Consider the following 13,870-nt stretch of genomic DNA (forward strand, 5'->3'; position numbering starts at 1 on the left):
CAATCGGCCAGGAGCCGCGTTACCGTTGCTCCCCGACAGTCGCGTGATCAGACCCTTGGAGGATTCGTGTCCCATGGTGGGCTTCCCCGGCCGGTGCCTGGCGAGGTGCTGCTGCTCTGTGCGTGCTACGCGGACGGCGGGGCCGTATGGGGCGGGGTGCTGCACGAGATCGGGGCTCGCCAGGAGGGCGACGTCCTCGTCCTCGGGGACGGCGTGGCGCGGGTACGGCCGGTGGAGGACGCCGAGTGGGACGGCCTGTCCGGTGGGAACGTTCCGGCGCTCGTCCCCGACGGCGGGGTGCCGCCGGTAGCGGTCCTCGCCGACATCATGGCGGTGTACGGCGCGGGCGGCCCGCTGCTGGTCGATCTGGTGACAGTGCCCGGGCGCGGCGTCCGCGTGCTGTCGGACCGGCTCGGGGAGGTCCTGGCCGACCTGTCGGCGGGCCGGCTCGTCTTCGACGACCTGGTGCGGGAGATGGACCGGTGCGGTGTGTACCAGGGGGACGGCGGCCGGCCGGCCCTGCCCGCACCGCCGGCGCCGCGGCGGCGCTCCTTCCCCGCCCTGCCCGCCGTCCCCGGGGTTCTGCTGGTCCGCACCTCCTTCGAGGACGACCCGGGGTGGAGCGCCCTCCTCGACGAACTGGGCGGGACCGACGCGAAGGGCAGGATCGGCGCGGACCTGGACCTGGACCCGGACGAGTTCGACGACGAGGACTTCCCGCTGGAGGCGCTGGTCGTCGACGACCGGGCCTTCGAGGGCCTCCACCCCGGCCAGGTCCCGGCACTGGTCCCGCCCGGGGACCACGTGACGCTGGTGGTGCTCGCGGACAACCGAACCTTCACCGACCCGGGCCGACCGCTCACCGCCGTCGACCTGCACGCCACCCCGGGGCAGGCGGCGGTCCTGCCGAGCCGCCACGTCGGTTCACTGGTGTGCAACCTGGACATCGGCAACATGGACTTCTACGAGTTCGTCGCCGAGGAGGGCGTCGAGCCGTGGTGGGAGCAGACCTGACGTGCCGTCATGACAAGCGGCCGTCCGCCGTCCGCCCTACGTCGAACGGCGGTGACTTGCCGGCGAGTTCGCCTCCGGCCGGGCGTATCCGTGTGGGGGACCCTCGTCTCTCCGTGACGCCCGGTCCGCCGGGCTCACACCTCCACCGTGTGGCTGTCCGGGAAGCGGAGGCGGACCGTGGACCTGGCAGCCGGCGTGGCCGTCGCGTCGACGGGATCGCAGCTGACGGCCGACCGGAGGGCGACCGGGTCGCAGGTGTCGCGGGTCAGTACGACCAGGGTGACGTAGCAGGAGGACGGCGCCGTGGAGGGCGGGGCGGTCAGGTACGGGGTGGCCGAGTGCGGGCCGAAGGCGTTCGCGTGGACCTCGCGGGCCACGGCTGAGCCGGTGGCGGCTCGGACCTCCGGGGCGGGCTCCGAGCCGCCAGCCCCCTCAGCCGCACCCGGGCCCCGCCCCGGGGCGGAGGTCCCCTCCGGCGCCGGCTGCCAGCCGTACAGCGCGGCGACCACGCTGGTCAGGCCGGTCTCCGTACGGCACAGGGACCGGCCCGGACCGTGCTCGGCATGCGGCGGCTCCGCGCCGGCCACCGCGTATCCGCCCTCGCGCACGCCCAGGTGGGGGCCGTCGACGCGGTGCACGCGTATCTCCCACGGGCCGTGCAGGACGCTGGTCGTCTCCACGGTGGCAGGCCGGCCGTCCCCAGCCGCCGGCACCTCGTAGCGGGAGGCCGCCGAGGTCGGCGTGCAGGTGCCCAGCGGCTCGACGCGCAGCCGGCGCGAGGGCGTGCCGTCGGGCCCGAGAAGCGCGAAGTGGCCGTCGACGGTGCGGCGCCAGGCGGGTTCGGCGCTCTCGGGCGCGGTGGCCGTGGAGTAGCCGAACTTGGCGTAGTGCGGGTCGTCCTGGCCCGGGCCGGACGGAGGGTTGTGGTCGCTGCCGTGGTTGACCAGGCGGACGATCCCGTCGTGCCGGGTGCCGTGCAGCAGCCAGTTGGGGGCGCGCAGCGCTACGGCCGTGTCGCCCGACTCCACCGGCAGCGGCTCCTCGCGGGCCGTCCACACCGGGTGGTCCGGCGGCAGCAGCAGCCCGAGGAACCCCTTGCTCGCCCAGTACGGCGAGGCCGGCCCGGAGTACGGCTGGGTGGCGGGCAGGTGGGTGCCGTACCAGCCCAGCGGCAGCAGCCCCCGCTCGTCCGGCACCCCGCGCTCGACGAAGTGCCGCAGCGTGCCGGAGGCGAGGCGCCGGGTCAGGCCCGGGGCCAGCGGGGAGCAGCCGGCGAGCGCGCCCAGCCACACCGGGGCGAGCGCCGCGAACCGGTAGGCCAGCGACCGCCCCTGGTGGACGGGCGCCCCGTCGGCGCCGAAGAAGTGCGGGTAGTCGGCCAGGAACGCCGCGAGCCGGCGCCGGTACACCGCCGCCCGCTCCTCCCCGGCCGGTCCGGCGATCCGCGCCCACAGCAGCGGGTACAGGTGCAGCGCCCAGCCTCCGTAGTAGTCGAAGTTGCGGCCGTCGCCGTCGGTGTACCAGCCGTCGCCGACGTACCAGTCCTCCAGGCGGTCCAGGCCCGCGTCGATGTCCGCCTGCCGGAACGGCGCCCCCACCGAGGCGAGGAACTGCTCCGAAACCACCTGGAACAGACGCCAGTTGTTGTCCCATGTGCGGCCGCCGACGAAGCCGGAGAGCCATCCGGCCACCCGTTCGCGCACCGGCTGCTCCAGCCGGTCCCAGATCCACGGGCGGGTCTCGTGCAGCGCGACGGCGATCGACGCCGCCTCCACCATCTGCTGCGAGCAGTCGGTCAGCGCGGGCCACGCCTCCGGCGAGGCCGGATCGGTGCCGGCGGCCAGGCCCCGGGCGTACCGCTCGGCCAGCCGCTCGGCCTCCTCCCCGGTGCCGCCCGCGCCCGCGATACGGAAGGCTGCGAGCAGGAAGGTGCGCGCGTAGCCCTCCAGGCCGTCGAGGACGACGCCCGACCACGAGCCGCGGCCGGGCAGCCGGTACTGCGCGCCGCCCGGCGTGGCGTAGGGCGCGACTCCGTCGAGCATCCGGTCGGCCACCGCCTCCCAGTGCGCCCGCGTCCAGCCGGTGCGGGACGAGGTGACGCGGTCGGTGGGCGGGAGCCGGAGGAACGGCGGGACCATGGTGAACCTCCCAGAGGACGACGGGCGGGGGAGCGGTGCTGGACCGCGGAACGGCAAGGTGGCGGGGAAGGGATGGTGCGGGGGCGCGTTCGCGAGGACGCTTTCGCGTCCCGGGACGGACGGGGACGGACGGGGACGGTAAGCGGTGACTGCGGAGACAGCCCTGGAGGGGGCAGCCGGGGCCGGACCAGGCACTGGCAGGACGGCGAGCACGGCGACAGTGACGGCAGCAGGCCGGCAGGAAGGGTAAGCGCGTACTGCGCGCGGCGCGTGGAGACCGTCCCGCCGGCCCCAGCGGAGCCCGTCGAGCCCGTCCCCGCTCTCCCCGCCGTGCCCGTCGAACCCGCCGCCGCCCCTCGCCCGCCCCGCCGGGGTCAGCTCCTCCCGGCGGCCCTGCGCGGCGGCGCCACCGAGTCGCGGACGACGATGTGCGTGCCGAGCCGGACCGCCCTGCCGACCGTCTCGCGCCAGTCGTCCTTGTCGTCCTGGCCGACCGCGATCCGGACGGCGGCTCGCCCCATCTCCTCCAGCGGCACGTGGACGGTGGTGAGCCGCGGCCGCATCTCGTGCGCCACGGGCACGTCGTCGTACCCGACCAGGGAGATGTCGCGCGGCACCCGCACGCCGGCCTCCTCCAGCGCCTGGGCGGCACCGGCGGCCACGATGTCGTTGGCGGCGAACACGGCGGTGAAGTCCAGGTCCGTGCCGAGCAGTTCGGCCATCCGGCGGTAGCCGAAGGCCCGGGCGAAGGCACCCGTCTGCTCCAGCCGCGGATCGTGCGGCACCCCCCGCAGCTCCAGCGCCCGCCGGTGCCCGGCCAGCCGGTCGCGGGTGGTGGACAGCCGGGGCGGCCCGCCCAGGTAGAGGATGCGGCGGTGCCCCTGGGTGATGAGGTGGTCGGTGATCGCGAACGCGCCACCCTCGTTGTCGTACTCGACGGACGCGGTCGGCACGTCGGCGCCCAGGCCCGGCCGTCCGCACAGCACCAGCCGGCTGCCGTCGGAGGCCAGGTCGTAGGCGCGCCGGGCCAGTTCGGCGTTGTAGTCGCGGTCCGGGACGCTGCCGCCGACCACCACCACGGCCTCGGCGCGTCGCTCGTGCAGCAGTTCCACGAAGGCCAGTTCGCGGCGCGGGTCGCCCTGTGCCGAGCACACCAGGCACAGCCGGCCGCCCTCGGTCGCCTCGCGTTCCATGCCGCGCGCGATGTAGGCGTAGAACGGGTCCACGAGATCGCCCACCACGATGCCGACCGTTCGGGTGGAGACCCCCGCCAGCGCCCGGGCCTGGGCGTTCACCACGTAGCCGAGCGAGCGGACGGCGTCCTCGACCCGCCGCCGGGTGGCCGCGGCCACCGGGTAGTTGCCGTTCATCACCCGGGAGACGGTCGCCGTGGAGACCTCGGCCACCCGCGCGACGTCGGCGACGGTGGCGCGGCGCGGAACAGCGGGGGCGCCCGGCGTGTTCGGAGTGCCCGGCGGGCTCGGAGTTCCCGACGCGCCCGGTGTCGTGTTCCGGCGCGGCGTGGTCTGGCGTGCCATGAGGCGGGAGGCCCTTCCCTGGTCGGATTGCGGTCGGCGCTGACCGGCATGCTGCCGGGGCAGCCTATGGCCCTCCGGCGCCGCCGCGGCGTGGATCACGCCGTGCGGTCCCAGTCGGGCCACAGCACCGGGTGGCGCAGCGGCTCACCGGCCGCGAACCGCTCCAACTCGTCCACGACCAGGGCCCCCAGCCGGGCGCTCTCGTTGCCGAGGGCACCGGCCAGGTGGGGGGTGAGCCACACGTTCGGCAGGTCCCAGAGCGGGTGGTCCGGGGGCAGCGGTTCCGGGTCGGTGACGTCCAGTACCGCGTCCAGCCGGCCGGAGACCAGGTGCGCGGTGAGGGCCTCGGTGTCCACCAGGGAGCCGCGGGCGGTGTTGACCACGAGGGTGCCCGGCCGCATCAGCTCCAACCGGTGCGCGTCGATCAGGTGCCGGGTCTCGGCGGTGGCGGGGGCGTGCACGCTCACCACGTCCGAGGTGGCGACGAGCGTGTCGAGGTCGACCTGCCGGGCGCCCAGGGCCTGGATGTCGGCTTCGGCGGTGTAGGGGTCGTAGAACAGGACCTCCACGTCGAGCGTGCGCAGCAGTTCGGCCACCCGGCGGCCGGTCCGGGAGGCGCCCACCAGGCCGACGGTCAGGCCGTGCGCGCCCATCCAGGCCGGCCGCGCCAGGTCGGCGGCGGTGCGCTGGGTGCGGCGCCGGCCGTAGAGGCGGGCCAGCGGCAGCGCGCGCTTGGCGCCCAGCACGATCGCGGCGAGGGTGAACTCCGCGACCGGCACGGCGTTCGCCTCCGCCGCCGAGGACACGGCGATGCCGCGCTCGAAGACACCGGGGGACAGGAACGTCTTCACCGTCCCCGCCGCGTGCAGCACCGCCCGCAGCCGGGGCGCCCGGCCGAGCACGGCCGCGTCCAGGGGCGGGCAGCCCCAGCCGGTGACCAGCACCTCCGCGGTGCGCAGGGCGTCCACTGCGTCGGGGGAGTCGAAGTCCTCCAGCACCCCGGCCGGCCACACCTCGGCCGTCTGCTCCATCCGGGCCCGGACCTGGGGCGGGAAGACCTCCTCGACGAGCGAGGCGTCCATCGCGACCGCCGTGCGGGGCCGCCGCGCGGGCGCCGCGACGGCGCCTTCGTCCGGGGCGGGCGCCTCGTCGGTGATGTGCACCGTACCTCCGTGATGGTAAGCGCGTACTGTCTGATGCCGGGAGGCTAGGAGCTTCGTGATGCCGCGTCAACTGCCCGATGCGTTGTCGAAGTTCCTTACGGTTGCGGCAAACTGGCGCTGACCTGGGGGGAGTCCGTTCCACGGGGCCCCCGATGTCCGGATGGGAAACATGGACGTTGCTTGCGATGTATTGACGTTGAAGGTAAGCGATTACTAGCCTGCCGCGGCAGAAGACGTCCTTTCCCGGGGATCGCTCCCACGGCGGACGCCTCCCGGCGCCCGCCGTTGCCCACGGACGCCTGCCGACACCCGTAGCCGCACCCGTTGCCACACCCGTAGACAACCGTCGATGCCCGCTGACCCCCGCTGACCCCAGCTGACACCTGCCGAACAGGACCGCCCATGGCTGAATCCGCTTCCGCGCCGGCCCCACCGGCGGCCCGTGCCGAGCACGGCCCGCCGTCCCGCCCCCTGCCGGCGGTGCACCGCCTCACGCTGCGGCAGCGGCTCCGACGGGACAAGGTGATGCTGCTGCTCACCCTGCCCGGCCTGCTGTACTTCGTCGTCTTCCACTACGTGCCGCTGCTCGGCTACGTGGTGGCCTTCCAGGACTACCAGCCCTACCTCGGCTACACCCACAGCGCCTGGGTCGGCCTGCACAACTTCAGCGCGGCCTTCGCGCAGCCGGCCTTCTGGTCGGCGACCCGCAACACGGTCGAGATCGCCCTCGTCCAGATGGTGTTCTACTTCCCCGTGCCCATCGCGCTGGCGCTGCTGCTGCACAGCGTCACCGGCGACCGGGTCCGGCGGTTCGTGCAGAGCGTCGTCTACCTGCCGCACTTCATCGGCTGGGTCATCATCGTCTCGATCTTCCAGCAGGTGCTGGGCGGCGCGGGGCTGGTGCCCAAGGCGCTGGCCGGGATGGGGCTGCCGCGCTACGACATGACCACCGACCCGCACGCCTTCCCGTGGCTGCTGACCCTGGAGCTCATCTGGAAGGACTCCGGGTGGGGCACGATCATCGTCCTCGCCGCCCTGCTGTCCATCGACCGCCAGCTCTTCGAGTCCGCCGCGATGGACGGGGCCGGCCGCTGGCGGCGGCTGTGGCACGTGACGCTGCCGGGGATCTCCCCGGTGATCGTGCTGCTGCTCATCCTCAACCTCGGCAACTTCCTGTCCGTCGGCTTCGAACAGGTGCTGCTCCAGCGCGACGCGGTCGGGCCGGACGCGGGCGAGGTGCTCGACACGTACGTCTACTTCCACGGCATCCGCGACAACGACTGGGGCGCGGCGGCCGCCGTCGGACTGGTGAAGGCCGCCGTCGGCACGGCCCTGGTCCTCGGCGCCAACAAGTTCGCCCACCGGCTGGGCCATGAGGGGGTGTACCGCGGTGCTGACCGCTGAGCACACGACACACGACGGCACGGCGGCGGTGCGGGGACGCGGGCGGGTGCTGCCGCGGCGGACCCGGCCGGCTCGCTCCCGGGACACCCGGCCGCCCTGGATGGAGCGGCCGACCCGGTTCGGCCAGGGGGCGAAGGCCCTGGTGCTGGTCCTGGTGGTAGCCGCCGTGGCCTACCCGCTGCTGGGCGTGATCGGCACCAGCCTCGCCTCGCAGACCGACATCATCCACGCCGACGGCCTCGTCCTGTGGCCGCACCACCCGACGCTGGAGGCGTACCGGACGGTCTTCACCGGGGGCGTGGTGACCCGCGCGCTGCTGGTCAGCGTCGGTGTCACCGTGATCGGCACGGCCGGCAGCCTCCTGGTCACCGTCTGCATGGCGTACGGGCTGTCCCGTCCGGAGGTCACCGGCTCGCGGGCCATCCTCATGACGGCGCTGTTCACCATGCTCTTCAACGCCGGCATCATCCCCAACTTCCTGCTCGTCAAGAACCTGGGGATGTACGACACCTACGCCTCCCTCGTGCTGCCCACCCTGGTCAGCGCCTTCAACCTGGTCGTCCTGCGCGCCTTCTTCATGAACCTCCCCGGTGAGCTGTACGACGCGGCCCGCGTCGACGGCGCCGGCGACCTGCGCATCCTCGTCCGCGTGGTGCTCCCGCTGTCGAAGGCCGTCATCGCCGTCGTCAGCCTCTTCTACGCCGTCACCTACTGGAACGCCTTCTTCAACGCCCTGCTGTACCTCGGCGACCCGGACAAGTGGCCGCTGCCGATGGTGCTGCGCACCTACGTCCTCCAGGGGCAGGGGCTGGGCAGCGCCGCCTCCGGCGAGGCCGTCGCACCGCAGGAGGCGGTGCAGATGGCGGTGCTGGTCGTCGCCGTGGTGCCGATCCTCCTCGTCTACCCCTTCCTCCAGCGCTTCTTCACCAAGGGCGTCCTCACCGGCGCCGTCAAGGGCTGACGTCCGGCCGCTCCACCACCCCGCTCCCCGTCCTCACCCGCACCCCGCAACGGCGGTGTCCGCGACCGCCGTTCCTCCGCCGTGCCCGCAACGCCCCGCCCCGCCAACCCCTCCCGGACCGAAGGAGCAGAAGACCCCGTGTCCTCCTCGAACCCGATCGACAGACGATCCGTCCTGCGGATCGGCGCCGGCGCGTCACTCGGCCTAACCGCCGCCCCGTTCCTGGCCGCCTGCGGCGACGGCGCGCCCCCCGCCAAGGCCGAGGCGCACGACTCGCGGCTGCTGCCGACGACGACGCTGCGCAGCGACGGTCCCCGGCCGGATCTGCCCGGTACCGCCGCCGGCGTGCCGCAGGGCTTCTACCGCTACCCGGCCCAGACGGTCCGCGCCACCACGGGCCGGCCGCTGGCCGGCGCGGACCCGGTCAAGGTGGTGATGGAGACCTACTCGCCGCCCGCCGCGGCCCGCTCCAGGAACGCCGCCTACCAGGCGATCGAGAAGCTGCTCGGCGGCACCGTCGACGTCACCGGCGTGCCCGCCGACGACTACCCGACGAAGTTCTCCACCTTCGTGGCCGGCGGCGACCTGCCGGACGTCTTCATGTACCCCGAGAGCGGCGGAGTCGACAACCGGGCCGCCTTCCTCGACGCCACCTGCGCCGACCTCACCCCGTTCCTGGCGGGGGAGAAGGTGAAGGAGTACCCGAACCTGGCCGCGATCCCGCAGTCCGCCTGGCAGACGGTGATCTTCGGCGGCAAGCTCTACGGCGTCCCCATCGCCCGCTACGGCACCGGCGGCGCGGGCGTCTACCGCCACGACCTCTTCGCGCGGGCCGGGGTCACCGACCTGGACCAGATCACCGACCTCGACCGGTTCGTCGAGCTCTGCAAGGCGCTGACCCGGCCGGACAAGGACGAGTACGCCATCTCCGCGACCGTCGGCAACCTCGTGGCGATGTCCGCCGGCGCCCCGCAGTCCTGGCGGGTCGACCCCAAGACGGGCAAGTGGCAGCACCAGCTGGAGACACCCGAGTTCGAGCAGGCCGTCGAGGTGCAGCGCACCCTGTACAAGGCCGGCTGCTACTACCCGGGCACGCTCGGCATGACGGGCACCCAGAAGGCCAAGTACACCGACCTGTTCAAGAACGGCAAGGCCGCCTACGTCTACGACGGCATGCCCGGCTACATGACGGCCAGCACCGGCTACTACGACGCCATGCGCGCCGTCGACCCCTCCTACGACCCGCGCCCCATCCGGCCGTTCGGCCCGAAGGCGGTGGTGTGGACGGACAACGTCGCGCTGTCGGTGACCCACTTCCGCAAGTCCTCGCCCGAGCGCGTACGCCAACTGCTGCGGCTGGCCGACTTCGCCGCCTCGCCCTTCGGCAGCACCGAGTACACCCTCATCAACTACGGTGTCGAGGGGACCGACTTCACCCGCGACAAGAGCGGAAACCCCGCCCTCACCGGCAAGGGCACCCTCGACGCCGCCGTGCCCTGGAAGTTCATCGCCTCCGGCACCCCCGCGGTCTTCATGGCCGCCGGGAAGAACCCGGTCGACTACGTCCACGAGGCGTACGCCGAGATGGTGCCGATGATGATCGCCGACCCCACCCTCGGCTACTCCTCGCCCACCTGGGACTCCAAGGCGACCGGCAGCCTGGCCACGCTGGCCGGCGACGGGATCAAGGACATCATCAGCGGACGCAAACCCGTCTCCTCCTACAAGCAGTTGACCCGCGACTACCTCGCGGCCGGCGGTGAGCAGGCGCGGAACGAGTTCGAGGAGGCCGCGCAGCAGGGCAAGAAGGCCACATCTTCGAAGGGGGCCGCCAAGTGACGCCGCCGGAGGTCGGGTTGCGGACCGCGCAGCCATCCCGGCCCGAAGCCCCGGGGCCGCGCCGGCCGCCCCGCCCGCCGCGGGCCCAGCCGCCGCGCCGCCCTGGCACTGGGCGCCGCCGCCGCGGCCGGCGCCGTCCCCGCGCTCGCCGGACCCGCCACCGCGGCGCCCGCCCCGCCGCCTCCGCCGGCCCCCAGCCGGGCGCCCCCGGCGCCGGCGACCCGCTCTTCCCCGACCTGGGCAACGGCGGATACCAAGTGATCCACTACGACCTGGAGTTCGACTTCACCCCGGCCGTCTACGACTACACCGGCGTGATCACCCTCCAGGCCGAGGCCACCCAGGACCTGTCCTCGTTCAACCTCGACAGCGACGGCCACACCGTCGACGCCCTCACCGTCGACGGCCGCCCGGCCGCCTGGACGCTGTCGGCCGGACTCAGCGGCCAGGAGCTGACGGTCACCCCCGGCCACCCGCTGCGTGAGGGCCGCCCCTTCACCGTCGAGGTCCGCTACCACGGCAACGGCAAGGGCCATCACAGCGGCCTGTCCGGCTGGGTGTTCGGTGCCGACGGCGGCTTCGCCTGCGCCGCGCAGGCGTCCCGCGCCGACACCTTCTTCCCCTGCAACGACACCCCGTCGGACAAGGCCACCTGGACGTTCCACATCAGCGCGCCGCCCGGCTACGTGGCCGCCGCCAACGGCGTCCTGACCCACCGCACCCCCCGCGCCGACGGCTCCACCGTGTGGCACTTCGCGCTGCGCGAGCGGATGCCCACCGAACTGTGCGGCATCGCCGTCGTCAAGGGCACCTACCTGTACGGCGCCGCCCACAACGGCCTGCCGCTGCGGCACATCGTCCCGCAGGGCCAGGAGGACACCTACGCCCCCGTGGTCGCCCGCACCGCCGACCATCTCGCCTGGACCGAGGCCCTGTTCGGCCGCTTCCCGTTCTCCGTCTACGGGGTCCACATCTACGGCGGCTACGGAGACGCGCTGGAGAACCAGACCCTCACCCTCATGGGCACCAACTGGTTCAAGCCGGACGCCAACGGCAACCCCACGTGGGAGGACACCATGGTGCACGAGCTGACGCACCAGTGGTTCGGCGACAGCGTCACCCCCTCCGACTGGCAGCAGGCGTGGTTGAACGAGGGCCCGGCCACCTACTACGCCGCCCGCTACGCCGACGAGCACGGCTGGTCCGACCTCACCGCGAAGATGCGGAGCGTCTACGGGACGCTGGACGCCGTCCGCGCCGCCGACGGCCCGCCCGGCCTGCCCGACGCGCTCGGCGGCACCAACATCTACGACGGCGGCGCTCTCGTCCTCTTCGCCCTGGACCAGCGGATCGGCCGCGCCGCCTTCGACCACGTCATGCGCCTGTGGCCGAGCCTGCACCGGGACTCCAACGCCGGCAGCGAGGACTTCATCTCCCACGTCGTGCGCACCACCGGTGACCGCTCCCTCGACGCGTTCCTGCGCGACTGGCTCTTCGGGGCCGTCAACCCGCCCATGCCCGGCCACCCCGACTGGAAGGCCACGCCATGACCCGTCGCCTGACCCGGGCGAACGCCGCCACCGTCACCCTGGGGGCGCTGGCCGCCCTCGCCGCCCCCTGGACGCTGCCCGCCGCCCCCGCCGCGGCAGCCCCCTCGTCGCCCCTGCCCCCCTGGTCGTCCACGCCGCGCCCGGCGGCAGCGGCGGCGCCTGCACCACCGCCCGCCCCTGCTCCCTGGACGGCGCCCGCGCCGCCGTCCGCGCCGCCACCGCCGACGGTATGACCAGGGACGTGCGGGTCGAACTGGCCGGCGGCACCTACCGGATGGCCGCGCCCCTGGCGCTGGGCCCCCAGGACTCCGGCCGCGACGGCCACACCGTCACCTGGGCCGCCGCGCCCGGCGCCCGTCCGGTCCTCTCCGGCGGCGCCGCCCTGAACGGCTGGACGCCGGGCGCGAACGGCACCTGGAGCACCACCGTCCCCGAGGGCGTGGACGCCCAGCAGCTCTTCGTCGACGGGCAGCGCGCCGTACCCGCCCGCGGCGGCGCGTGCGCGGCGAGCGTCTGCGACGCCACCGCCGCCGGCATGAGCGGCGCCCGGGCCACCGGCATCGCCGGCTGGAGCGACCCCACCGACGTGACAGCCGTGATCAAGGTCCGCTGGCGCGACTACCACTGCCGCGTCTCCGGGGTCTCCGGCGACACCATCAGCTTCGTCCAGCCCTGCTGGGCGAACTCCTCCAGCGGCACCGGCCGCACCGGCCCCGCATGGGACACCACCACCGTCGACTCCAGCCGCTACAGCGGCGTCTCCTGGTTCGAGAACGCACCCGAACTCCTCGACACGCCAGGAGAGTTCGCCTTCAACTCCGGCACCCGCGCCCTCACCTACCTGCCGCGCGCGGGCCAGGACATGCGGCACGCCGACGCCGTCACCCCCGCCACCGAGCAGCTCGTCACCCTCGACCACGCCCAGGACCTGCGGCTGACCGGCATCGCCCTGGAGTACGCCGCCTACCGGCAGCCCGGCACCGGAGAGGGGTACGCCGGCACCCAGGCCGGGCTGACCCTCACCGGCACCACCGGGCCCGCCGACCAGTCCGGCAGCTACTACACCAAGCCCGCCGCCGCGCTCACCATCAGCCACGGGCGGCACGTCACCGTGGACCACGCGGCCTTCAGCCACCTCGGCGGCGCCGGCGCCGTCCTGGAGTCCGGCACCCAGGACACCTCCGTGCTCCACTCCGCCTTCACCGACCTGTCCTCCGGCGCCCTCTACGTCGGCGACACCGACCCGGACCCGGCCCCCGACCTCGCCGGCCGGGACAACACGGTCGCCTACGACACCATCGACCACGCCGGCACCGAGTACACCGACGCCGTCGGCGTCTGGGCCGGCTACGAGGCCGGCCTGACGGTCGACCACAACACCCTGGAGCACCTGCCCTACTCGGCGGTCTCCGTCGGCTGGGGCTGGGACCAGCCGCAGGCCCAGAGCACCGCGCTGCACGACAACCGCGTCACCGCCAACCGGATCACCGACGTCATGCAGGCCGCGGCCGGCATGCACGACGGCGGCGCCATCTACACCCAGGGCGCCCAGCCCGGCACCGTCATCGCCGGCAACTACGTCGACCGCGTCGGCTACGGCAGCGCCCAGCACGACGGCAACGCCGTCTACCTCGACGAGCAGTCCTCGTACATCCACGTCACCGGCAACGTCCTCACCCGCTTCCCCGGCAAGTACGTCTCCAACTGGGCCGACTACGGCATCGACAACACCGCCTCCGGCAACTGGACCGACAGCGACGCGCCCGCGCCCGCCGGCGTCGGCTCCACCCTGGACGACCACACCCGGCTGACGGTCCTGCCGCCCGCCGCCGTCGCCACCGCCGCCCGCGCCGGAGCCGACGGCGGTCCCGTCGAACAGCTCGGCACCGACTGGGCCCGCACCGGCACCGCCACCCAGTCCGCCACGTCCGGCACCGCCACCGCCGACCTCGCGCTGGACGGCGACAACAACACGCAGAGCTCGACGACCTCCGCCCCCGGGGCGTGGTGGCAGGTGGACCTCGGTGCCGTCCGCCCGATCGGCTCCGTCGAGTTGTGGAACGACTCCGCCGCCGGCACGCACGACGTCACCGTCACCTTCGCCACCACCCCCGACCTGAGCGGCGCGCGGACGGTGCGCATCTCCGGCACGGTGCTGGAGCCGAGCCTGCTCACGCACCTGGGCGTCCGTGCCCGCTACGTGCGCGTCACCGCCGACAGCGGCGCCGTCGGCCTGTCCACCGTGCGGGTCATGCCGTGACGC

At 73.8% G+C, this 13,870-nt stretch carries 10 protein-coding genes; 7 read left to right on the plus strand and 3 right to left on the minus strand.

What is annotated here, in order from left to right:
* Positions 1–105: 105 nt before the first annotated feature.
* Positions 106–1,014: a DUF6924 domain-containing protein gene (locus tag BS72_RS10035; RefSeq protein WP_232792305.1), complete on the plus strand. Its 909-nt coding sequence runs from the start codon at positions 106–108 to the stop codon at positions 1,012–1,014.
* Between the two features lie 134 nt (positions 1,015–1,148).
* Here BS72_RS10035 and BS72_RS10040 read toward each other — a convergent pair whose 3' ends face one another.
* From BS72_RS10040 to BS72_RS10050, 3 genes are all read right to left on the minus strand, one after another.
* On the minus strand, positions 1,149–3,152 hold the full coding sequence (locus BS72_RS10040; protein ID WP_037908781.1) for a DUF2264 domain-containing protein: 2,004 nt from the start codon (positions 3,150–3,152) through the stop codon (positions 1,149–1,151).
* Between the two features lie 374 nt (positions 3,153–3,526).
* Positions 3,527–4,690: a LacI family DNA-binding transcriptional regulator gene (locus BS72_RS10045; protein WP_078901198.1), complete on the minus strand. Its 1,164-nt coding sequence runs from the start codon at positions 4,688–4,690 to the stop codon at positions 3,527–3,529.
* A 95-nt stretch (positions 4,691–4,785) separates the two neighbouring features.
* A complete protein-coding gene (locus tag BS72_RS10050) occupies positions 4,786–5,772 on the minus strand; it encodes a hydroxyacid dehydrogenase (protein WP_051951012.1) in 987 nt (328 codons plus the stop codon).
* Positions 5,773–6,255: 483 nt separating this feature from the next.
* Between BS72_RS10050 and BS72_RS10055 the strand changes: the two genes are divergently transcribed.
* The 6 genes from BS72_RS10055 (at position 6,256) to BS72_RS10075 (ending at position 13,867) form a co-directional block, all read left to right on the plus strand.
* Positions 6,256–7,257, plus strand: a complete 1,002-nt coding sequence (locus BS72_RS10055; protein WP_232792306.1) for an ABC transporter permease — start codon at positions 6,256–6,258, stop codon at positions 7,255–7,257.
* 100 nt (positions 7,258–7,357) lie between these two features.
* Positions 7,358–8,218: a carbohydrate ABC transporter permease gene (locus BS72_RS10060; protein ID WP_037909882.1), complete on the plus strand. Its 861-nt coding sequence runs from the start codon at positions 7,358–7,360 to the stop codon at positions 8,216–8,218.
* Positions 8,219–8,356: 138 nt separating this feature from the next.
* Positions 8,357–10,057 (plus strand): extracellular solute-binding protein, encoded by a 1,701-nt coding sequence (locus BS72_RS10065; RefSeq protein WP_037908786.1) that lies wholly within the window; start codon positions 8,357–8,359, stop codon positions 10,055–10,057.
* A gap of 257 nt (positions 10,058–10,314) precedes the next feature.
* Complete coding sequence (locus BS72_RS10070; RefSeq protein ID WP_232792307.1) at positions 10,315–11,607, plus strand: M1 family metallopeptidase; 1,293 nt, start codon at positions 10,315–10,317, stop codon at positions 11,605–11,607.
* Positions 11,604–11,840, plus strand: a complete 237-nt coding sequence (locus tag BS72_RS38015) for a hypothetical protein (RefSeq protein ID WP_232792308.1) — start codon at positions 11,604–11,606, stop codon at positions 11,838–11,840. Before BS72_RS10070 ends, BS72_RS38015 begins: the two co-directional genes overlap by 4 nt.
* On the plus strand, positions 11,837–13,867 hold the full coding sequence (locus BS72_RS10075) for a galactose-binding domain-containing protein (protein ID WP_232792309.1): 2,031 nt from the start codon (positions 11,837–11,839) through the stop codon (positions 13,865–13,867). Before BS72_RS38015 ends, BS72_RS10075 begins: the two co-directional genes overlap by 4 nt.
* Positions 13,868–13,870: the final 3 nt, after the last annotated feature.

Source organism: Actinacidiphila yeochonensis CN732 (genome assembly GCF_000745345.1).
GTDB classification, from domain to species: Bacteria; Actinomycetota; Actinomycetes; order Streptomycetales; family Streptomycetaceae; genus Actinacidiphila; species Actinacidiphila yeochonensis.

Bases quoted from the DNA above. Each gene is read 5' to 3' on its own strand.
- BS72_RS10040 (WP_037908781.1), bottom strand. From the start codon at position 3,152: ATGGTCCCGCCGTTCCTCCGGCTCCCGCCCACCGACCGCGTCACCTCG.
- BS72_RS10045 (WP_078901198.1), bottom strand. From the start codon at position 4,690: ATGGCACGCCAGACCACGCCGCGCCGGAACACGACACCGGGCGCGTCG.
- BS72_RS10050 (WP_051951012.1), bottom strand. From the start codon at position 5,772: ATGGACGCCTCGCTCGTCGAGGAGGTCTTCCCGCCCCAGGTCCGGGCC.
- BS72_RS10055 (WP_232792306.1), top strand. From the start codon at position 6,256: ATGGCTGAATCCGCTTCCGCGCCGGCCCCACCGGCGGCCCGTGCCGAG.
- BS72_RS10060 (WP_037909882.1), top strand. From the start codon at position 7,358: ATGGAGCGGCCGACCCGGTTCGGCCAGGGGGCGAAGGCCCTGGTGCTG.
- BS72_RS38015 (WP_232792308.1), top strand. From the start codon at position 11,604: ATGACCCGTCGCCTGACCCGGGCGAACGCCGCCACCGTCACCCTGGGG.
- BS72_RS10075 (WP_232792309.1), top strand. From the start codon at position 11,837: ATGACCAGGGACGTGCGGGTCGAACTGGCCGGCGGCACCTACCGGATG.